The sequence below is a fragment of the Acinetobacter sp. F-1 genome, assembly GCF_022869025.1.
Lineage (GTDB): Bacteria > Pseudomonadota > Gammaproteobacteria > Pseudomonadales > Moraxellaceae > Acinetobacter > Acinetobacter pseudolwoffii.
This window is the reverse complement of sequence record NZ_JAJKFX010000014.1, coordinates 45,021-65,541: the sequence shown is the minus strand read 5'-3', so window position 1 is coordinate 65,541 and position 20,521 is coordinate 45,021. Positions and strand designations below refer to the sequence as shown.

The 20,521-nt window shown below is 45.0% G+C and carries 17 protein-coding genes and 1 tRNA gene; 10 read left to right on the top strand and 8 right to left on the bottom strand.

Translation table 11 applies throughout. The features are described from left to right. Positions 1-468: 468 nt before the first annotated feature. The 4 genes from LOZ91_RS12345 to trpA are packed head-to-tail and all read right to left on the bottom strand — an operon-like array spanning position 469 to position 4,487. The gene (locus LOZ91_RS12345; protein WP_180041036.1) at positions 469-1,512 is read right to left on the bottom strand and encodes an SPOR domain-containing protein; all 1,044 of its coding nucleotides are present in this window, start codon (positions 1,510-1,512) and stop codon (positions 469-471) included. Continuing rightward, positions 1,509-2,792, bottom strand: coding sequence for a bifunctional tetrahydrofolate synthase/dihydrofolate synthase (gene folC, locus LOZ91_RS12340; protein ID WP_244783283.1), 1,284 nt, complete (start codon positions 2,790-2,792; stop codon positions 1,509-1,511). Before folC ends, LOZ91_RS12345 begins: the two co-directional genes overlap by 4 nt. After that, on the bottom strand, positions 2,789-3,685 hold the full coding sequence (gene accD, locus LOZ91_RS12335) for an acetyl-CoA carboxylase, carboxyltransferase subunit beta (protein ID WP_034608357.1): 897 nt from the start codon (positions 3,683-3,685) through the stop codon (positions 2,789-2,791). The genes folC and accD overlap by 4 nt, the downstream gene beginning before the upstream one ends. Position 3,686: 1 nt before the next feature. Beyond that, a complete protein-coding gene (gene trpA, locus LOZ91_RS12330; protein ID WP_180050911.1) occupies positions 3,687-4,487 on the bottom strand; it encodes a tryptophan synthase subunit alpha in 801 nt (266 codons plus the stop codon). A 365-nt stretch (positions 4,488-4,852) separates the two neighbouring features. Between trpA and LOZ91_RS12325 the strand changes: the two genes are divergently transcribed. Then, a complete protein-coding gene (locus tag LOZ91_RS12325) occupies positions 4,853-6,187 on the top strand; it encodes a Na+/H+ antiporter NhaC family protein (RefSeq protein ID WP_005098063.1) in 1,335 nt (444 codons plus the stop codon). Positions 6,188-6,235: 48 nt separating this feature from the next. Here the strand turns inward: LOZ91_RS12325 and LOZ91_RS12320 are convergent, their stop codons facing one another. Beyond that, entirely contained in the window at positions 6,236-7,273 is a 1,038-nt protein-coding gene (locus tag LOZ91_RS12320; protein WP_005098065.1) for an AraC family transcriptional regulator, read from the bottom strand. Positions 7,274-7,415: 142 nt separating this feature from the next. Here LOZ91_RS12320 and LOZ91_RS12315 point away from each other — a divergent pair, with 142 nt between their 5' ends. Then, on the top strand, positions 7,416-8,294 hold the full coding sequence (locus LOZ91_RS12315) for a metal-dependent hydrolase (RefSeq protein ID WP_244783282.1): 879 nt from the start codon (positions 7,416-7,418) through the stop codon (positions 8,292-8,294). Between the two features lie 61 nt (positions 8,295-8,355). Here LOZ91_RS12315 and LOZ91_RS12310 read toward each other — a convergent pair whose 3' ends face one another. Together LOZ91_RS12310 and LOZ91_RS12305 are read right to left on the bottom strand one after the other, a co-directional pair. Then, a complete protein-coding gene (locus LOZ91_RS12310; protein WP_100329830.1) occupies positions 8,356-9,348 on the bottom strand; it encodes a DUF2804 domain-containing protein in 993 nt (330 codons plus the stop codon). A gap of 136 nt (positions 9,349-9,484) precedes the next feature. After that, entirely contained in the window at positions 9,485-9,994 is a 510-nt protein-coding gene (locus tag LOZ91_RS12305) for a DUF1543 domain-containing protein (protein ID WP_005098068.1), read from the bottom strand. Positions 9,995-10,480: 486 nt separating this feature from the next. Between LOZ91_RS12305 and LOZ91_RS12300 the strand changes: the two genes are divergently transcribed. Next, positions 10,481-12,712: an NADP-dependent isocitrate dehydrogenase gene (locus LOZ91_RS12300; RefSeq protein WP_005168597.1), complete on the top strand. Its 2,232-nt coding sequence runs from the start codon at positions 10,481-10,483 to the stop codon at positions 12,710-12,712. A gap of 257 nt (positions 12,713-12,969) precedes the next feature. Here the strand turns inward: LOZ91_RS12300 and LOZ91_RS12295 are convergent. Then, positions 12,970-13,056: transfer RNA gene (locus tag LOZ91_RS12295), tRNA-Leu, on the bottom strand. A gap of 167 nt (positions 13,057-13,223) precedes the next feature. Here LOZ91_RS12295 and queA point away from each other — a divergent pair. From queA to secD, 7 genes are all read left to right on the top strand, one after another. Then, positions 13,224-14,258 (top strand): tRNA preQ1(34) S-adenosylmethionine ribosyltransferase-isomerase QueA, encoded by a 1,035-nt coding sequence (gene queA, locus LOZ91_RS12290; RefSeq protein WP_244783281.1) that lies wholly within the window; start codon positions 13,224-13,226, stop codon positions 14,256-14,258. Between the two features lie 15 nt (positions 14,259-14,273). Next, entirely contained in the window at positions 14,274-15,302 is a 1,029-nt protein-coding gene (locus LOZ91_RS12285) for a hypothetical protein (protein WP_244783280.1), read from the top strand. A 54-nt stretch (positions 15,303-15,356) separates the two neighbouring features. Then, entirely contained in the window at positions 15,357-15,926 is a 570-nt protein-coding gene (locus LOZ91_RS12280; RefSeq protein ID WP_005098074.1) for a LemA family protein, read from the top strand. Between the two features lie 111 nt (positions 15,927-16,037). Further along, positions 16,038-16,889 carry a DUF4303 domain-containing protein gene (locus LOZ91_RS12275; RefSeq protein ID WP_100357988.1) on the top strand — a complete coding sequence of 284 codons (852 nt, stop codon included), beginning with the start codon at positions 16,038-16,040 and terminating at the stop codon, positions 16,887-16,889. 119 nt (positions 16,890-17,008) lie between these two features. Next, positions 17,009-18,139, top strand: a complete 1,131-nt coding sequence (gene tgt, locus LOZ91_RS12270; RefSeq protein WP_005098076.1) for a tRNA guanosine(34) transglycosylase Tgt — start codon at positions 17,009-17,011, stop codon at positions 18,137-18,139. 101 nt (positions 18,140-18,240) lie between these two features. Then, complete coding sequence (gene yajC, locus LOZ91_RS12265; protein ID WP_005098077.1) at positions 18,241-18,570, top strand: preprotein translocase subunit YajC; 330 nt, start codon at positions 18,241-18,243, stop codon at positions 18,568-18,570. Positions 18,571-18,621: 51 nt separating this feature from the next. Beyond that, on the top strand, positions 18,622-20,520 hold the full coding sequence (secD, locus tag LOZ91_RS12260) for a protein translocase subunit SecD (RefSeq protein WP_244783279.1): 1,899 nt from the start codon (positions 18,622-18,624) through the stop codon (positions 20,518-20,520). Position 20,521 lies beyond the last annotated feature (1 nt).

The window sequence follows — 20,521 nt, the reverse complement described above, 5'->3', positions numbered from 1 at the left end:
AGCAAGGCACTGCTTCGCCCTGAGGAATATATTCCGCAAGAAGACGAGAAGCTACGCTTCGAGTGACACAAATTAAAAGGACTCCTTTTTAATTTTGCGCAAGACAAGCGAAGTGCATAGCACGGGATAAAACGGAGCACTGCTCTGTCCTGAGGACATATATTCCGCAAGAAGACAAGAAGCTAGGCTGTGACTGTAAGAATAAACGAAGCACTGCTCTGTTCATAAAGAATATGTATAAGTACATCCACTCTTAACGTTGATGTATCTATATAAAAAGCAGCAAGATTAAAACTGAATTTCTAACCCGAATGACGTGCCGAGTTCGAAGTTCATCACCAGCCTATCTTTAGATAGGCTTTTTTAATCCTGAGAGCTTTGTCACCTTTTTAATTTTTGCTCCCCAATAAAAATGGATCCAGGCATAACCTGAATCCATTTTAAACCAAAGTACAGTAATACGCTGTCTTAGTTACGCTTATCTAAAGGCACCCAGTCAATCACCCAGGCAGATTTCATATTCAGACTGTCATCTGCAGCGATTTTTTTACGCGAAGCATCAGCAGTTTCCCGATCCTTTGATGGACCGACCATGATGCGAATCCCTTTAGATGTTGGACTCTTGGTCACTTTATAACCCTTGGCACGCAGTTTTGCCGCAACCGCATCTGCATTGGCTTCATTGGCTGCCAGTGCAACCTGCACCATCCACTGCTTGTCACTTTCACCTTCCAGCAATTTACGTGCCTGCTCAGCTTCTGCTTTCTTTTTGGCGTCTTCTGCTGCCTTTTTCTTGGCTTCTTCAGCCTTACGTTTGTCTTCGGCTTTACGTTTTTCTTCGGCGGCTTTACGTTCAGCTTCTTTCTTCTCGGCTGCCTTACGCTCTTCCTCAGCCTTACGTTTTGCCTCAGCCGTCTTACGTTCTGCTTCGGCTTTTTGCTGTTGCTCCAATTTACGTTTTTCTTCAGCCGCTTTGCTTTCAGCGGCTTTACGCTCCGCTTCTTTCTTGGCCGCTTCAGTTGAACTGTTGGCTTTTTGCTGCTCAAGCTTCTGCAGGGCTAGCTTTTTGTCTTGTGCAGCCTTTTCTTCAGCCAAGCGTTTCTGTTTGGTCTGTTCGTCTTCGACCAGTTCTGGTGGAATATTATCCGAGCTTTGCTGTCCCATACGATGCGCATTAAGTGCAGCATATTCTTCAGCCGCTTTACGCGCCGCATCTGCTTCTGCCTGCTGCTGCATCGCTAAAAATTCAGCCGCACGAGCCTCCTGCTCTGCCACAGATTTTTCCCGATCACGGCGTTGCTGTTCAAGTAAACGCTTTTCTGTTTCCACATCGACCGTCAAGGAACCCAGCGAATGATTCACTGCATCCTTAGTTTCCACTTCCGCAACCTGTGCCGGTTTCTGCTGACGGTCCTGCTTGATTTCATCTTGACCTTTCAGGAGTAATGCTGCCAATAAAACACCACCACCGAGTAAAACAACACCGCCCATCCAGCGCTGTTTGTTATTCATTGACATTCTTCCAAATACTCCCATACCGCTTCTAAGGTATGAAATGATCCACATACCAAAATCAGCTGATTATTATCTGTTTGATCCAGTGCTGATTTAAAAGCTAATTTCACATTGTCAAATTGTTCTACCGCCTCACCGCCTAGAGTTTCAGCTAAAACTGTGAGCTCTGCCGCACGTGGGACGGATAATGGTGCAATTTTCCACAATTGAACCGTGTCTTTCAATAACTTGGTGACAGAATTTATATCTTTATCTGCCAACATTGAAAACACACAAACGATATTTTTATAGTTTTGATTGTAATTTAAATAGTTTCGCAACTGTTTCAGCAGAAATTCGACCCCATGCGGATTATGTCCGGCATCAAAAATCACGGTTTTATTCTGGATTTGACAGACTTCAAAACGTCCCGGCAACTTTGCAGTCTGAATACCTTGTGCCATCACATCCTGACTGACCGTTAAACCGCTCAGCAGAATGGTAGCCACAGCGGTAGAAATATTATCTAGCGCCAACGATCCTGTAGGAAGTTTTAAGGTCGTACCTGAAGAAGCAAATGCCCAGCTTTGCCCATCTTCAAAGGCTTCATAGAAATAATCACGATTCACCGCATATAGGGGCGCGTTGCATTGCTGAACTTTAGTTAAAATGGCTTGTGGAATCTGTTGCTGTCCACCAAATACCACCGGAATATTCGGCCGGATAATTCCGGCTTTTTCAAAGGCAATTTTCTCGATGCTATCACCGAGCCAATCGGTATGATCCAGACCAATATTGGTAATCACTGCTACATCCGGATTAACCACATTAACCACATCCAGACGACCGCCCAGACCGACTTCCAACACCCAGACATCACATAACTGATCTTTAAAAATCACAAAAGCGGCCAAAGTGGTCGCTTCAAAGAAAGACAGGCTCAAATCACATTCGCGACGAGCCTGATCCACCTGAACAAAAGCATCCACCAACAACTGATCTTCAACTTCAATGCCGCGCAGTTTTACCCGCTCATTGAAACGGTACACGTGTGGAGATTGATACAGTCCGACCTTGAAGCCTTGTGCATTCAAAATCGCAGCCAGTGTGGTGGTGGTTGAACCCTTACCATTGGTTCCAGCCACCGTCAGCACTTTGGCCGCCGGACGTGTCACACCGAGCTTTTCAGCCACCGGAATAACCCGTTCCAGACCTAAATCAATACCCGTAACGTGAACATGGCTCCAATAATCGAGCCATGTACTTAAAGAATCTGTTGCTAGCGGTGCTGTGTTCAATGCAGGTTCATCAATTTCGTAACAATACGGTAAACTGTATCACGTAATGCGTGACGGTGAACAATCTGATCGATTACCCCATGATCAAGCAAATATTCCGCGCGCTGGAACGGTTCTTCCAGTTTTTCACGGACAGTTTGTTCGATCACTCGTTTACCGGCAAAGCCAATCATCGCCTTCGGTTCAGCCAGATGTACATCACCCAGCATCGCCAATGATGCAGTGACACCACCGTATACCGGATGCGTCAATACCACCACATAAGGCAGGCCTGCTTCTTTTAAACGCTGGATAGCAGCCGAAGTACGTGCCATTTGCATCAAGGACAACATGCCTTCCTGCATACGTGCACCGCCTGAAGCAGCAAAGCAGATCAAGGGCTGACGGGCTTCAATCGCACGCTCTGCCGCCTGAACAAAACGGTCACCGACCACTGTCCCCATAGAGCCGCCCATGAAATCGAATTCAAATGCACAGGCAATCATTGGGACATCTTTTAGCAGGCCTTGAATCACGACCAACGCTTCGGTTTCGCCGGTTTTCTTTTGCGCTTCTGCCATACGCTCTGGATAAGCTTTGCTATCGACAAACTTTAACGGATCTTTAGCCTTAAACTCCTGACCCAGTTCAGTCTGTACCTGGTCAAAGAACCAGTTCAGGCGATCACGGGCTTTCATGCGTAAATGCTCATCACACTGCGGACAAACATAGGCATTGAATGACATCGCGGTACGGGTCACCAAAGCATGACATTCAGGACACTCGACCGTAGGCTCGGTAAATGTCGCTTTGTAGATCGTTTGCTCATCGGGTACATGAATGCCTGGAACAATGCGTTCCGTCCATGGGGTCGATGGGCTCAGAATTTTGCCTGATTTCACGGGTTGACTCATACTATAACTCATCGAGCGCTGCTCGAAGCTCCTTGACTTTATTCACCGTCGCAATAACGGCTTGTTCTGGTGCAAGCGTTGCAAACTGCTTTACAAACGCACTTCCCACAATAACTGCATCGGCAGCAACACCCATCGCTTTCGCAGATGCAGCATCGCTGATACCGAAACCTACGCCTACAGGAACATCAGTCACAGCTTTAATCTTTTGAATGCGGGCAGCGGCTTCAGAGACATCTAAAGTTGCTGCACCGGTCACGCCTTTCAAGGATACATAGTAAATAAAGCCAGTGGCCTGTTTCGCTACGTGTTGAATACGTGCATCGGTTGAAGTGGGTGCCAGCAGGAAAATCTGATCCATGTCATATTTTTCCAGTACTTCACCCAGACTTTGTGCTTCCTCTGGCGGTAAGTCCACCAGCAGCACGCCATCTACTCCACATTCGTAAGCATAAGCCACAAACTTTTCATAGCCAATCACTTCGACCGGATTCAGATAACCCATCAGCACCACAGGTGTTTCGCGATCTTTCAAGCGAAATTCTTTCACCATGTGCAGTGCGTCCAAAGTATTGGTTCCGCCTGCCAGCGCACGTTCAGCCGCTAAAGCAATTACGGGACCATCTGCCATCGGGTCTGAGAAAGGAAGACCCAGCTCAATCACATCGACACCCGCCTCTACCATTGCATGGAGCAAAGGTACAGTGACCTCTGGATGCGGATCACCAGCCATCACATAAGAAACTAAAGCTTTACGCTGTTGAGATTTAAGTTGTTCAAATTGTGTGGCTAAACGTGACATAGGGCTGAGCTTTCCTTAACGTGTTTCAAACTTGAGGCATTGACTATGTAAAAATACAAGACGTCGCATTGTAACGCTATTTTTTGTCCAATGAACAGTCTGCGATACCGACCTCGAGTATTTCATTTCCTGTACGAAGATTTCAAAACAATTCGGAAGGGTCTATTTACGATTATTTTGATTTTTTTCACAATGATCAAAGATGCCTAATTTTGCTATTAGCCAAAATCCTGAATATTTAGATAAACTTATTTTTATCATGCAAAAATTAATAAAAATGCAGATGTTAGCGCATTCATTTAAAGTTTTCTGAAATTGCAAAACCTGCTTTATACTAGTCCTATTCTCTTACTTTTTTATCTCCTATGCAGACTGATTCTGAGGCTACAGTGCAGGCACGCGCCATTGCACTGCTGCCGCTTATTGTATTTTTAACCCTGTTTTTGGGTAGCGGGATCTATCATTCCCTGATTGGAACCGAATTCGCGTTCTATCAGGTGAAAGCGCCTGTTGCTGCCCTGCCTGCGATTATTTTGGCTGCATTGGTGTATCGCGGCAAACTCAATCAGGGCATTGAAGCCTTTCTAAAAGGGGCCAGTCATCCGAACTTAATTTTGATGTTTATGGTGTTTATGCTGGCCGGTGCCTTTGCCAGTGTCAGCAGTGCGATTGGCAGTGTGGATGCCACGGTACAACTGGGCCTGTCGATTATTCCGCCTGAATTTATCTTGCCGATGCTGTTTATCATCTCGGCATTTATTGCCACGGCGATGGGCACCTCCATGGGCACCATTGCAGCTTGTGCCCCGATTGCCTTTGGTTTTACCCAGGTCACCGATATTAATGTGATCTACGCCATTGGTGCAGTCGTAGGCGGTGCCATGTTCGGTGACAACCTTTCCATGATTTCAGATACCACCATTGCAGCCACCACCAGCCAGCGGGTGCAATTACGTGACAAGTTTAAAGTCAATGTCTGGATTGCTGTACCGGCCTCTATCAGCACCATTGTGATTTATATTTTAAGTACAGGCAGCTCCAGCCCCGTAGAATATAAAGATTTTAACTGGTTACTGGTCTTACCTTATATTGCGGTCTTTGTTTTGGCTTTTAGTCGCCTGCATGTCCTCGCAGTACTGACCATTGGTGTTTTGCTTTCGGGTCTGTTCGGTCTGTTTGCGACGCCTGAATTTAACCTGCTCAAGCTGAATACTTCGATTTATGACGGCTTTGTCGGCATGTTTGAAGTGGCATTACTGTCCATGTTTCTGGGGGGTCTGTCAGCGATCATGCAACGTGAAGGTGGTTTACGCTGGCTAATCGAGCGCATTTATAGCCTGACCCGTCTGTTTAAAGTTGGGCAGCAAAGGGCCGGCGAAATCGGGATCAGCTTTCTGGTGGTATTTTCAAATATCTTTGTGGCCAATAATACCGTCGCAATTATTCTGTCGGGTGATATGGCACGTGAAGTCGCCAAAGAATACGGCGTGGATCCCAAGCGTTCTGCAGCACTGATGGATATTTTCTCCTGCGTGGTACAAGGTCTGATTCCTTATGGTGCACAGTTGCTCCTCGCCTGCTCGATTGCAAAAATCTCACCGGTTGAACTGATTGGCGGCTTGTACTATTGCTGGATTCTGGCCATCTTCGCAATTGCTGCGATTGCGTTGAGATTCCCCAACCTTAAAGCAACCGCTTAATCTCTGTATCATCCTCACATCAAAAAGCGATCTGATTGGGTCGCTTTTTTATTGCTGTGCATGCTTTAACTGTTTCTTGCGCTGGAACAAAGTCTGTCCGGTGGCTGCTTTATAGGCGCGGGCCAAGGCCGACTGGTCGGAATAATCCAGCGCTTCAGCAATCTCGCTCAGACTAAGCCCCTGCTGTAACAAAATCTCACAGCGTTTGATGCGCTGCTGTTGCAGCAGTTTTTTAAATGAAGTTTGATATATGCTGAATAAGCGTTGCAAGCTTCGGGTCGACATCCACAACTGCTGGGCAAGCTGCTCAATTTTGATCGCCTGTTGCCTGGTTCGCAACTGTTCGGCAATGATTTGCTGTGCTTGCTGCAAGGTATTTTCAACAGGTACTTTTGCTGCAATCGCCTGTTCCGCCTGAAGAGTCAGCAACTGCAATAATATGGGGTCAGCATGCTCAGACCCATGAGCTAACCCCTGTACATCCAGTTCCAGAGCATAATAATCTTGAGAAAACTGAACCTCACAGGCAAAGAATTTTTGATAATGCATTTGTGCCATTTCAGCTGCATGAGCCAGTCGTACACAACGCAATAAAAGTGGCTGCTCTTGCAAAATAACCCGTCCCAGTTGCACCATTGCTGCCATGGTGAGCTCATTTAACAAATTATATTTTTCATCTAAATAGCCCCAATAGAGTTCCATACTGTGTTCATGCTGCTTCAACTGTAAAGGCACGAATTCACTGCCATCAATCACCAGCCGCTGAAAGCGCATGCTATAGCCGATCATTTCCGCGACACTACTGCTACGTGAAACCATATAACCCAGTACACCAAAATGCTCAGGACGAATGACCTGCACGATTTCAAAAATCAGCTGCGGACAGTTCAGATGTTGCCGAGTAGTTAAAATAATATGATTCAACAATTCCAAAGGTACTTGTGTATCAAAAGGCTGATCGATGAGAGTCACAAGCGAGTCATGCACATCTTGCAGAAAGTCGGCAGTTAAGGGTTCAATCCCCACATCACGCAAATAAGTCGCCCAGAGCTGAAGATAACCATTGGATATTTTTATGTCTTGCATGTGCGATTCTCGCTGGCAGCTCTAATCTGACCAGTTTTATTTTCATTTGGCATAAAATGTATAAAAATTGGCAAGCTCTGTCAAAACAATGGCGAGATTCGCCGACATACTGTCAGCATCGTCACAAAAAAGAATCTACAAGATGAACGCCATATTAAAATCCGCCCTACAGCCTGTGGTTCGCACCCAACTTGATTTTAAACTGGATGAAATTCCACGTTACTGGTTCGGCGGCGATCCCTTCATGACGCGCATGTTCGATGCCCTGAGCCTGACCTTTCCAGACGGCGAGCGTTATTTTATTCAGAGTGTCCGCCTGTTTCGCGATCAGATCCAGGACCCGGAGCTGCAACAACGTGTCGCGGATTTTATCCGCCAGGAAGCCCAGCACGGCATCGCGCATGACAAAATGAATCAGTTGATGCGCGAACAAGGCATGCCTGTAGACCAATTTATTGAACGTTTAAATAAAATTTTCAATTATGATCTGAAGCACCGCTCACCCCAGTTTAATATTGCCATTACCGCTGCGGCAGAGCATTTAACGGCGCTTATGGCAGAAACTTTTTATGGACAAAAACAGACCCTGAAAGATGCCCATCCTTTTGTACGGGCATTATTGGCCTGGCATGCCATTGAGGAAATGGAACACCGCGATGTAGCTTTTGATGTGATGAAAAATGTGGCCAAAACCCCAGAATTTACCCGTCGAGCCACCTTAGTCAGCACGACCATTTTAATGTTTAGTTTTACCGTCTACCGTGCCAATGTCATGCTGAAACATGATGGTTTTAGTCCCTTGCAACGCTTGCAGATGAATATCAAGAGCTTACCCTGGTTTTTTGGCCCAAAAGGCACATTGGCCCGAATGGGCAAACAGTATCGAGACTGGTTTAAAAAAGACTTTCATCCGAGTCAGCACCCAGTGATTGCCCAATACGAGGTCTGGATCAACACCCTAAATAAAACCGGCGATCCGATTCAAGCCGGTGAAGCCTTCTGGCAGGCCGCGAAAGACTAAACGTGAGCATCGCTTAAATCAAAAAGCCTTCAAAATTGAAGGCTTTTTGATTTAAGATGATTTACCACTTGGCATAATGCTGCTCAAGCAAGGCATATTCATTCAGTAAAATAATTTCCTGATCATCCTGCTGAATGGTGCCACAGACTTTGGCCTGCCACTGGCTAAACTGGCTGCCGACCAGACGCAAATTCAGATTTTCATAACGTCGCCAACCGGTTGTCACCGTTAGATTCAGCTTTTCATCTAGTGATTGAATCGTCCATTGAGTTTCAGTTTCCTGCTGAAAGAGCACATCAGCCAATGGATAAATTTTTCCGTTGATCCACAAACAGTTTTCATTACCAAAGCTTTCGTTAACACCGGATGCTAAATTAATTCCAATCCGCTGATTGGTCGCATCCCAAAAGTTACATGACAACCAAAACCAGGCAGTTTCTGGACGTAGAAAACCACAGGTGTCATCCAGCAAGGCAAAAGTTCGTTCGTTAAATTGAATCTTTTGTTTTTGTTTATTTAGAAAATAGCCTTCGCAACCTAAGGTCGTGAGCTTTTGCGTATAAGTCCAACCATTAATACCAGTTGGGCTACACATACTTAAAGGATCGGTTCCTGCACAAAAGATTCGTGCACTGAGCTGAATTTCGCCGTATTTACTGACATTGATATAGCGCACACCGTTGGCATGCTGAATATCGACCTGAAAAGGCGATTTATGGAAATAACTGTGATTGAATAATGGCTGTTCGTCCAGCACAGTATGGCGAGACAGGAAATTAATCGCATTCCATTCCAGAACATCATTGGTCATATGGTTGTAGACATAGACAAAACTGTGCCCTGCCCATGCAATATCGGCAATCGCCAGCCCAATGGTATAATGTTCGTGCTGAATACTACAAAATTTGAATTTCTTATATTTTAGATGCTTACGCCAGCCTGACAGCACCTGACCATAAGGGTTCTTGTATTGATATGCCTGATAGTCAATACTTTTTGGAAGTTCCTTGAAACGTCCATAGTGCGGTTGTCCATTTGCCTGAATTAAATCCATTTAAGATGTTCCATCTCAGTCAAAAGCTGTTTTTCCTTTCCGGTATTATGCAGATTATTGAACTTTGATAAAGATTTTTTTTAAGTCACTCGTCGAATCCTGACCCTCAGCCACGCTATAGCCCTATGCTTCAGTTTTAAATCGTAAGATAGGTATTTTCCCAGCGATTCGCACTAAAATGTCCCTCCACCAGCTGTACATATCGGCCATACACCTGATCAATCGCAATGCAATCATCGACATCCAGCACCCGGTCAGTATGCTGTTTTTGCCAGTGCTTGGCGAAATAAGCTTTACCGCGCTGTTTTGCCACCATGGCATTCTGTGCCACCACCAGCACATAACGGTGCAGCTCACCAAATTCACGTGCATCATAACCACCTAAATTAATCAGCCAAAGCTTTTCGGCAGCCTGATTCGGGGCAGCATCGCTAAATTGAACGTGATAATTTTTGCCCTCGAACTCCAGTCCATTAATTTGCGCCCAAGCATCAATATGCAGCCCTTTTTGCTCGGCAAACCAGGCATTTTTCAGTTGAGGATAGGTTTCTTCCAGAGTTTCGCCTACTGCCAGTACCACATCATGAACTTCTGTATTGGCACGGGCATGACGGCCACCAAGCATCACAATAAATAAACTGGGCATTCGATTTCCTTATTTCGCTGCAATTTTAAGAATGATTTGATCAATGCTTAGAAGTATATCGCAAAGTAATTCCATGATATTGAGGTGATGATTCGTCAAGACAAATTTCCTCAATTGACCCGAAGAAATTGTCCCGAAATAGTATCTGCTTACTCAACATTTATTTGTATTTCGAGATCATCACGATCCCGCCCAATGCTCAAAAACTCATCTTCAGTGAATACAATCTGGTAGCATAAAATTTCCTTCCAGCACCACAATGATTTCTAAGCGCCGAAAATTATTTTTTTGTACAAAATACAAACACAGCTAAACCATACAAATCTGTACAAATTTTCGCCCAAATTTCAATCTAAAAGCATATTTCGTTGACTGAAATGCGCTGAAAGACGATACTCTCAATGTTTTTATTTAAGCAAATCGGTTCAATGAGGATGGACCAAAAGTTCGGTCCTCAGAAACTCAATCCAACGCAAGGGGCTATATATGGCTGGTGGAAAGTCAACTATCATTTACACACTGACCGACGAGGCGCCATTACTGGCGACTTATTCTCTGCTGCCGATCATTGAGACCTTTACTAAGCCAGCTGGCGTTGAGATCGTCAAAAGTGACATCTCTGTAGCTGTGCGCGTGCTCTCTGAATTTACAGATTACCTAAGCGAAGAGCAAAAGGTGCCTGACACTCTAGCTGAGCTAGGTCGTCTTACACAAGATCCAGACACGAACATTATCAAACTCCCAAATATCAGTGCTTCTGTTGGCCAGCTAACAGCGTGTATCAAGGAACTCCAGTCTAAAGGCTATGCCCTTCCTGACTATCCTGAAAACCCGGCCACTGAAGAAGAAAAAGCAATCAAGGCACGTTATAGCAAATGTCTTGGTTCAGCAGTAAACCCGGTACTACGTGAAGGTAACTCAGACCGTCGTGCACCTGCTGCCGTTAAAAACTATGTGAAAAAACACCCGCACTCTATGAGCGAGTGGAAACAGTGGTCTCAAACTCACGTTTCACACATGGACGAAGGCGACTTCTACCATGGCGAAAAGTCGATGACTTTAGACCGTGCACGTAATGTGAAAATGGAATTGATCACCAAGTCTGGTGAAACCATCGTTCTTAAGCCAAAAGTTGCACTTCAAGATGGCGAAATCATCGATTCAATGTTCATGAGCAAAAAAGCGCTTTGCGATTTCTATGAAAAAGAATTAGATGATTGTAAAGAAGCCGGCATCTTGTTCTCACTTCACGTCAAAGCAACCATGATGAAAGTTTCACACCCGATCGTATTCGGTCACTGTGTGAGAATTTACTACAAAGACGCATTTGAAAAACACGGCAAGTTATTTGATGAGCTGGGCGTGAACGTAAACAACGGTATGGCTGGTCTTTATGAAAAGATCGAAACTCTACCAACCTCTGTACGTGAAGAAATCATTGCAGATCTACATGCTTGCCAAGAACATCGTCCAGCGCTTGCGATGGTTGATTCTGCCAAAGGCATCACGAACTTCCATTCACCAAACGACGTGATTGTAGATGCTTCTATGCCTGCAATGATCCGTGGTGGCGGTAAAATGTGGGGCGCTGATGGCAAACCTTATGACTGTAAAGCCGTTATGCCTGAATCAACATTCGCACGTATTTACCAGGAAATGATCAACTTCTGTAAGTGGAATGGCAATTTTGATCCACGTACAATGGGTACCGTACCGAACGTTGGTTTGATGGCGCAAAAAGCGGAAGAATACGGTTCACACGACAAAACTTTCGAGATCTCTGAAGCAGGTATTGCCAACATCGTTGATCTTGAAACTGGCGAAGTGTTGATGTCACAAAACGTGGAAGAAGGCGATATCTGGCGTATGTGTCAGGTGAAAGACGCACCGATCCGCGACTGGGTGAAACTTGCAGTAACGCGTGCACGTAACTCTGGCATGCCGGCAATCTTCTGGCTTGACCCGTACCGTCCACACGAAAATGAACTGATCAAGAAAGTTGAAAAATACCTGAAAGATCACGACACTGCCGGTCTTGATATCCAGATCATGTCACAAGTACGTGCAATGCGTTATACGCTTGAACGTGTTGCGCGCGGTCTAGATACCATTTCTGTAACAGGTAACATCTTACGTGACTACCTGACTGACTTGTTCCCGATCATGGAATTGGGTACATCTGCGAAAATGTTGTCAATCGTGCCGTTAATGGCGGGTGGCGGCATGTATGAAACAGGTGCAGGCGGTTCTGCGCCTAAACACGTACAGCAGTTAGTTGAAGAAAACCACTTACGCTGGGATTCACTCGGTGAATTCATGGCGCTTGCAGTTTCTCTAGAAGAAATGGGTATTAAAGAAGGCAATGACAACATCAAGTTACTTGCTAAAACTTTAGACCGTGCAACTGGCAAATTGCTAGATAACGACAAGTCACCTTCTCGTCGTACTGGCGAACTCGACAACCGTGGTAGCCATTTCTACCTGGCGAAGTTCTGGGCTGAAGAACTTGCTGCTCAAGACGAAAATGCTGAATTGAAAGCGAAATTTGCACCACTTGCAAAAACTTTAGCTGAAAATGAAGAGAAAATCGTTACTGAGCTTGCTGAAGTTCAAGGCAAATCAGTAGACATCGGTGGTTACTACGCTGTTGATCAAGAGAAAGTAAATGCAGTGATGCGTCCAAGTGCTACTTTGAATGCAGCACTTGCTACGATCTAAGCTTTTGCAAAACTGACTTGATCAGTAATGTAAAATAAAAAAACCGGCGTCTAGGCGCCGGTTTTTTATGTCTGATTGATGTATCAAAGTTATTCAATTAATCTATTTTTCGCTATAGATATAAATCATCATCTTACTGACAAAACCACTCAAATTCAGTCAAAAACCATTTTAAGAAATGATGAAAATAAATACTTTTAAATATACAGACAATAAAAAACCCCAAGACTGAATGTGCTTGGGGTTTTTTAGAATTTTGGTCCCGAGGGTCGGACTCGAACCGACACGTCATCTCTGACAGCGGATTTTGAGTCCGCCGCGTCTACCAATTTCACCACCTCGGGAGTGGATGAAAGGTATAATACGCGATTTCTCGGCACTGTCAACGCAGAATATTTACATTTGTTTATTTTTAAAACAAATGGCATTTTTTCGTTTTAAAATCGAGCAATTCCCGCCATAAAAAAGAAAAAAGTTTATACTAGCCGCAGTTTTTTTAGCGTAAATCATCATGCAACTTTCTGATTTTAATTTTGATCTCCCCGATGAGCTGATTGCTCGCTATCCCCTGGAAACACGCAGTGCCTCTCGCCTGCTGCACCTCGATGCACACGGTCAATATCACGACCATCAATTTACCGATATTCTGGACTTGCTTGAAGACGGCGACTTACTGGTATTGAACGACACCAAAGTCATGAAAGCACGTCTAAAAGGCAAACGTGCCTCAGGCGGCGCGGTAGAAGTACTGGTTGAGCGCATGATGGATCAGTTTATTGCACATTGTCATATTAAGGCCAGCAACTCACCGAAAGCCGGTGCAGAACTGTTTATTGGCCCAGATGCAGTAAAAGTGACCGTGCAAGGTCGTCATGAAAACCTGTTTATTGTGGAATTTTCACAGCCGATTTTAGACGTCTTAGACAAATATGGCGCCCTCCCTATTCCGCCCTATTTCAACCGTGAAGCAGAAGAAATTGATACCGAACGTTATCAAACTGTGTTTAATGATCCAACCAAGCTGGCCAGTGTCGCAGCACCTACGGCTTCTCTGCATTTCGATAAAGACTTATTGAAAAAGTTAGCAGCCAAAGGAATTCAAACCACCTTTGTCACACTACATGTGGGCGCAGGTACATTCTTACCAGTACGCACTACCGATATTGAAAATCACATCATGCACAGCGAATGGTGCCAGGTGTCCGATGAGTCGATGGAACTCATCAAAACAACTAAAGCGCGTGGCAATAAAGTGATTGCTGTCGGTACAACGGCTACCCGTGCCACAGAAAGTGCGGCGCAGGCCAATGGCGGTGAGCTGAAAGGCTGGACCGGTGATACCCAGATTTTCATTTATCCGGGTTATCAGTTCAAAGTGGTCGATCGTCTGATTACCAATTTCCATTTACCGGAATCGACTCTGCTGATGCTGGTTTCTGCCCTATCCAATCGTGACAATATCCTGAATGCCTACAAGCATGCAGTAGACAGCCACTATCGCTTCTTCAGTTATGGCGATGCCATGCTGATTGATCAGGCACAATAGCGAGAATAGCTGCCCATGCCGATCGAGTCTGTACAACAGTCCATTCATATTCGCCGCAAGAAAAATGCAGTGGTGCTTCAGAATATCGCCCGGCTGTGGGATTTGGGCCGTCAAGCCAAGAGTCATCAAGACCTGCTTGATGGATTGCATCCCTGGAATGGCCCGATAACGCTAAAATTTGAAAATAATCTGCCATTGGCGCTGGCTGGTATTGGTTTGTTGCTCATCGTCAGCATTTTTATTGCACCGGAAAATATCTGGATTCAAAGTGGCGTTTTTCTGGGCGGTCTGCTGCTGTTCTGGGCCTATCTTTGCTATGAGCAGCAACAACCACTAGATGAAGTTATTGGTTTTCTGGAAGATGTAGCACTGGCCAAAAAATATCAGCTTGCCTTTCAGCAACAGCCACAGCATATTTCAATTCCTTTAAATCCCCTGCATTTTATTGGACATTTAAAACGTTTATTTCCCTTATTCAATCAAGGTTCTTTGAGTAATGAGATTACACGTTATGCCAGCACGGTATGGGAAGATGAAAACGGCCAGCAACATCAGGTGCTGCTGTTTCAATATCACTATATTGATGAAGTACAGGTTCGCAACAAGCAAGGGCAGCCGGTTAAATTAATGCAGGTTCACAAAGACCTGTGGGGCGTGTTTGTCTTTGATATCCAGATTCAGGGACTGGCGGTCACGACTTCTGGACGTAAATTTTATTATCCTTATAGCCATCCCTGGCATAGTAGCGATATTCGTACCAATCAACGCTTAAGCTTTTATGGCAGTGATCCGATGCAAACCGCCAAATTACTCAGTCCGGGTTTTGTACTGCGTCTAGCCAATTTTTTTGCACAGCGTCAGGGGGATTTACTGTTTCATCCGGAAAATCGGATGCTCTGCTATCTGGGGCCTCATGATTTATTTCAGGTGTCGAGCAAGCATCGTCATATCAATGATATTTCGACATTGCGCGGCCATCTCAGAACGTTTAAATTAAGACAACTCGAACAGTTACAACATGATCTAATACAGTTTTTAAAATAACTGCTTTTTAAATCAATATTTTTAGAATATAAATATGAATTGGGGAGATCTCGCATGGGATTTTTGGTTTTATGTTTGATCATTATTGCGCTGATTGTGCTGATCATTATGATCCGCAACAGTATTGTCCGTCATCACAACGCGACGATTCGCGCCTGGTCGGATGTTGCCAGTTATGAACGGCAGAAACTGAAAATTCTGGATGGGCTGCAGCCGCTGGTCGAGCAATATTCTTCTTTTGAAAAAGGCACACTGGAAAAAGTCACCGAACTGCGTCAGAACATCATGAATTTAAATATCAACGATGCCGACATTTCTCAGTTACAGCGCATTGAAAGCCTGAACAAACAACTCATGCATAGCCTCAATGTAGTGGTTGAAAACTATCCCGAGCTAAAAGCCAATGACATTTATCTGAAAATGATGGCTGAAATTGAAGAACAGAATGAAAATGTCGGTGCGGCAATTACCATTTATAATCGCAATGTGGAACTGTTCAATAACCAGATCCAGATTTTCCCACACAATGTGATTAATAATATGCTGTTAGGAAAAAAAGCAGTTCGCCCTTTTCGCGATCAGAGCGCAACCCAGAGTTTTGACTATCGTCCAAATTTTCACTGAGCAACTATCTCATCTGATCGACTTTCTCATCCTGGCGTACTCAACTTATAATAAAATGACCCAGGATGAAGCTACACCTTTATAAAACCAATAAAATAAAGAATAAAAATTATGCTGAATTATGTAGAGTGCTTAGAGCAGACGCTGGTCGAGGAATTTTATCAGCTTTATGACCATTATCAGGACGATGGAATCTATGCCTGTAGTCTGGTCTTTGACGAATTTTTACTGCTGGATGATCTGGCCATTTCGACTGAATGCAGTATTTTTAAAGATCCGGAAGATCAGCGGCAATATCTGGCTGAACAAGATCGCTGGAATGTCCCAAAATGGCGTTATCGGGCACAAGCTGCGCCCGACTCTGGACTGATCCCGTTCAAAACTTTGCTGGCCGATTATTTTAAAACCCAGCATAGTTTTGGTCATCCGCTATTGGGACAGCAACAGCTCCACACAACACATCTGGACTTATTACTGCACACGTTTAAACAGACCAAATACCGCCTCTCCGAAGCCTATGGTCTGGATCTGGGCAATATACTTTTTTTCCTGAGCCTGCCAAACCAAGTCGAATTTGAGCGCCGATCTACACTGGAACTCAACCCAGAAAGCGCCTTATTGCAAAACTTTTTAGTCTCCCGACATGCCCAGCCTTTTTCTGAAATCAGCAAGCGATTAAAACTCTCGCAAAATGACAAGGACATTCTGATTGATCTGGAACAAATGCTGGTGATGGAGCCTTATGATTATCTGCAAGTGGCGCAAGATGCCCATTTGCTGACCTTGGAATCCTACTTTATCGACAGCAATATCTATATCCAGAAACTGATCCAGCATATCGCTGCCATGGCCTCTGAGCCGGATGGCAGCTGTGCTCTTAGCCGGGAAGATATCCAGCAGCGCTTGCAACAGTTTTCTGCAAATTCGACTATTTCACCTGATCTTGCATTTATTCAACGATAAATAAAATTACAGAGCGAATGCTCTACAATGCTGGCGTTTAGCGTAAGAATCAAGGAAAATAGCGCCCTTTAGCTATGAACTAGCAGCGAACTGTTTTTTCGCCTGGATGTGGAACTCCTATGAAGTTTGAAAAATTAGGTCAGTCGGGTCGCGCCCGTCGTGGTCGTTTAACGCTTGAACATGGTGTGGTTGAAACCCCGATGTTTATGCCTGTCGGCACTTACGGTACGGTGAAAGGCCTGTTGCCGCGTGATATTAAAGAGATCAAGTCTCAAGTCATTTTGGGCAATACCTTCCATTTGTATTTACGTCCAGGACTCGATGTGATTCGTGAACATGGTGGCCTGCACGAATTTATGAAGTGGAATAATCCCATTTTGACCGATTCCGGCGGCTTCCAGGTGTTCAGTCTGGGCGCAATGCGTAAAATTAAAGAAGAAGGTGTCACCTTCCGCTCACCCATCGATGGTTCAAAAGTATTTTTATCGCCTGAAATTTCAATGGACATTCAGCACACGCTGAACTCTGACATTGTGATGATTTTTGATGAATGTACGCCCTACCCTGCGACGCATGAAGAAGCGCAAAAATCCTTGCAACTGTCTTTGCGCTGGGCGAAACGCTGTAAAACCCAACATCATGAGGTTCTGAAAAACCGTAATGCACTGTTTGGGATTATTCAGGGTGGCATGTATGAAGACTTACGTGAAGAATCGTTAAAGGGCCTGCTTGATATTGATTTTGATGGTTACGCGATTGGCGGTCTGTCCGTTGGCGAGCCTAAAGAGGAAATGATCAAGGTACTGGATTATCTTCCAGAACAAATGCCGGCAGATAAACCGCGCTATTTGATGGGTGTCGGCAAGCCGGAAGATATTGTGGAAGCGGTGCGCCGTGGTGTCGATATGTTTGACTGCGTGATGCCAACCCGAAATGCACGTAATGGTCATTATTTTGTCACAGATGGTCTGGTACGGATCCGTAATGCGAAATATCGTCACGATCAAAGCCCGCTTGATCCACATTGCGATTGCTATACCTGTACCAACTTCACTCGTGCTTATTTATTCCACCTCGAAAAATGTGGAGAAATGCTCGGTTCGATGCTCGGTACCATTCATAACTTGCGTTATTACCTGCGCTTGACTGAATCCATGCGTGATGCCTTGGACAACGGTACATTTGATGCGTTTGTGCAGGACTTTTATGCCCGTCGTGGCCTGGAAGTACCCCCTTGCCCGCAAGATTAATCCATCAGCATTTGCGCTGAGGAAAAAGACAATGTAAATTGCAAGAATATGTCAATTTATTATCAAGTTGATCACCAGTTTTTTTATTTTAGGAAAATGTAATGAGCCTTTTTATTTCGACTGCTCACGCTGCAGGTGAAGCTGCACAACAACCCAGCATGATGGCGAACCTTTTGATGATTGCGGTTTTTATTGCAATCTTCTATTTTTTGATCTGGCGCCCTCAATCTAAACGTGCCAAAGAACATCGTGCTTTGGTTGAAAGCCTTGGTGTTGGCAGTGAAGTCGTTTTTGCAGGCGGATTAATGGGCAAAATCACCAAGATTGAAGGTGACTTCGCAGTGGTTGAATTGAACCGTGGCGTAGAAGTTAAAGTTCAGCGTGCGAGTGTGATTTCAGTCCTTCCTGAAGGCACTTTAAATAACCTTTAATCAAAAATAGTCGTGCCCTTGCACGGCTTTTTCATTTTAAGAAGAAAATAAATGCGTTACCCAGCATGGAAATATGTACTGATTCTAGTTGTACTAGTCATCAGTACCTTATATGCCCTGCCAAGTTTGTATCCAGATGAACCTGCTGTACAGATTTCGGGTGCCAAAGCCGGTACTCAAATTGATGCAAGCATCGTACAAAAAGCAGAGCAAATTTTAACAACTGAAAATATTGCCACCCATGACAATAGCTTTAGCAACAATGCTGCCTTATTACGTGTAGATTCAAGTGAATTGCAACTTAAAGCCAAAGAAGCTTTACGTCGCGGATTAGGTGATGATTACGTGGTTGCATTGAACCTTGCCCCGACCACGCCGGAATGGCTACAAAAAATTGGTGCCAAGCCAATGAAGCTGGGTCTGGATTTACGTGGCGGTGTTCACTTCCTGCTTGAAGTGGACATGGACAAAGCGATTGCGCAGCGCATGGAAACCTCTGCGACAGACCTACGTCGTCAGTTGCGTGATAACAACCTGAAATTTAATAGCCTGAACTTAAGCAGCAACACCATTGTGGTGCAGTTTGCCAGCAACGATGATCGTGCTGCAGCGATGGACTTCTTGCGCCGTAATGGCAATGAGTTTACCCAGCAGGCTGTTGCGACTGATACCGGCTCGACTTTACGTTTGACTTATACTGATGTACGTAAGCAAGAAATCGAGTCTTATGCAGTCAACCAGAACTTGACCACGTTACGTAACCGTATTAACGAATTGGGTGTGGCAGAAGCACTGGTGCAAACCCAGGGCAGCAACCGTATTGTGGTTGAATTGCCGGGTGTACAGGATACTGCAGAAGCAAAACGTGTCTTGGGTCGTACTGCGAACCTCGAGTTTCGTCTGGTTTCTGATCTGAATGATCAATATATTGATCCATATACCGGTCAGGCGACTGGCACATTGCCACCAGGTACAGAAGTATTCGCTTATGAATCCCTGGACAGTGGTCGTCAGCTGCTTTTGAACCGCAACCGGATCTTGACTGGTGAACGTGTTCAGAATGCATCTTCTGGCTTTAGTCAGGACACCGGCGGTGCTGAAGTCAACATTACGCTAGACAGCGCAGGCGGCAAACTGATGTCGGATGCGACCCGTAATGCGGTTGGCAAACGTATGGCGGTACTGTTCATCGAAAACAAACAGCGCATTAGCTATGTGGAAGACCCTGCGACCGGCACTCAAACTGAAGTTCGCACCCCATATACTGAATCTGTCGTGATTAATGCTGCAACTATTCAGGCAGTACTCGGCTCTCAGTTCCGTATTACTGGTCTGGATTCTCCGCAGGAAGCTGCTGAACTTGCCTTGATGCTACGTGCAGGTGCTTTGGCTGCACCAATGTACTTTGTCGAAGAACGTGTGATTGGTCCAAGTCTGGGTCAGGAAAACATCGACAAAGGGGTACTTTCAACGCAAATCGGCTTCATTCTGGTGGCGATCTGGATGGTGGTATTCTTCCGTCTGTTTGGTGTGATTGCCAACTTTGCTCTGGTCTTTAACCTGGCCATGCTTCTTACCGTCATGTCATGGATTGGGGCTTCTCTGACCCTTCCTGGGATTGCCGGTATCGTGATTACCATCGGTATGGCGGTAGATGCCAACGTACTGATCTGTGAAAGAATACGGGAAGAGATGAAATGGGGTGCCTCGCCGAAACAGGCGATTGTGGCGGGTTATGATCGAGCCTATAACACCATTTTCGACTCGAACCTCACCACCTTCCTGGTTGCATTCATTCTGTTCGCGATTGGTACAGGTCCGATCAAAGGCTTTGCCGTGACCCTGATGATTGGTATCATCTGCTCGATGTTTACTGCAATTACAGTAACCCGTGCCGTGGTACAGATCATTTATGGCAAAAAACGTAACTTGAAAAAGTTGAGCATTTAAG

What these genes read in the sequence shown, in the direction of transcription:
- LOZ91_RS12345 (WP_180041036.1), bottom strand. Translation starts at nt 1,512, where the DNA reads ATGAATAACAAACAGCGCTGGATGGGCGGTGTTGTTTTACTCGGTGGT.
- accD (WP_034608357.1), bottom strand. Translation starts at nt 3,685, where the DNA reads ATGAGTCAACCCGTGAAATCAGGCAAAATTCTGAGCCCATCGACCCCA.
- trpA (WP_180050911.1), bottom strand. Translation starts at nt 4,487, where the DNA reads ATGTCACGTTTAGCCACACAATTTGAACAACTTAAATCTCAACAGCGT.
- LOZ91_RS12325 (WP_005098063.1), top strand. Translation starts at nt 4,853, where the DNA reads ATGCAGACTGATTCTGAGGCTACAGTGCAGGCACGCGCCATTGCACTG.
- LOZ91_RS12320 (WP_005098065.1), bottom strand. Translation starts at nt 7,273, where the DNA reads ATGCAAGACATAAAAATATCCAATGGTTATCTTCAGCTCTGGGCGACT.
- LOZ91_RS12315 (WP_244783282.1), top strand. Translation starts at nt 7,416, where the DNA reads ATGAACGCCATATTAAAATCCGCCCTACAGCCTGTGGTTCGCACCCAA.
- LOZ91_RS12310 (WP_100329830.1), bottom strand. Translation starts at nt 9,348, where the DNA reads ATGGATTTAATTCAGGCAAATGGACAACCGCACTATGGACGTTTCAAG.
- LOZ91_RS12305 (WP_005098068.1), bottom strand. Translation starts at nt 9,994, where the DNA reads ATGCCCAGTTTATTTATTGTGATGCTTGGTGGCCGTCATGCCCGTGCC.
- LOZ91_RS12300 (WP_005168597.1), top strand. Translation starts at nt 10,481, where the DNA reads ATGGCTGGTGGAAAGTCAACTATCATTTACACACTGACCGACGAGGCG.
- queA (WP_244783281.1), top strand. Translation starts at nt 13,224, where the DNA reads ATGCAACTTTCTGATTTTAATTTTGATCTCCCCGATGAGCTGATTGCT.
- LOZ91_RS12285 (WP_244783280.1), top strand. Translation starts at nt 14,274, where the DNA reads ATGCCGATCGAGTCTGTACAACAGTCCATTCATATTCGCCGCAAGAAA.
- LOZ91_RS12280 (WP_005098074.1), top strand. Translation starts at nt 15,357, where the DNA reads ATGGGATTTTTGGTTTTATGTTTGATCATTATTGCGCTGATTGTGCTG.
- LOZ91_RS12275 (WP_100357988.1), top strand. Translation starts at nt 16,038, where the DNA reads ATGCTGAATTATGTAGAGTGCTTAGAGCAGACGCTGGTCGAGGAATTT.
- tgt (WP_005098076.1), top strand. Translation starts at nt 17,009, where the DNA reads ATGAAGTTTGAAAAATTAGGTCAGTCGGGTCGCGCCCGTCGTGGTCGT.
- yajC (WP_005098077.1), top strand. Translation starts at nt 18,241, where the DNA reads ATGAGCCTTTTTATTTCGACTGCTCACGCTGCAGGTGAAGCTGCACAA.
- secD (WP_244783279.1), top strand. Translation starts at nt 18,622, where the DNA reads ATGCGTTACCCAGCATGGAAATATGTACTGATTCTAGTTGTACTAGTC.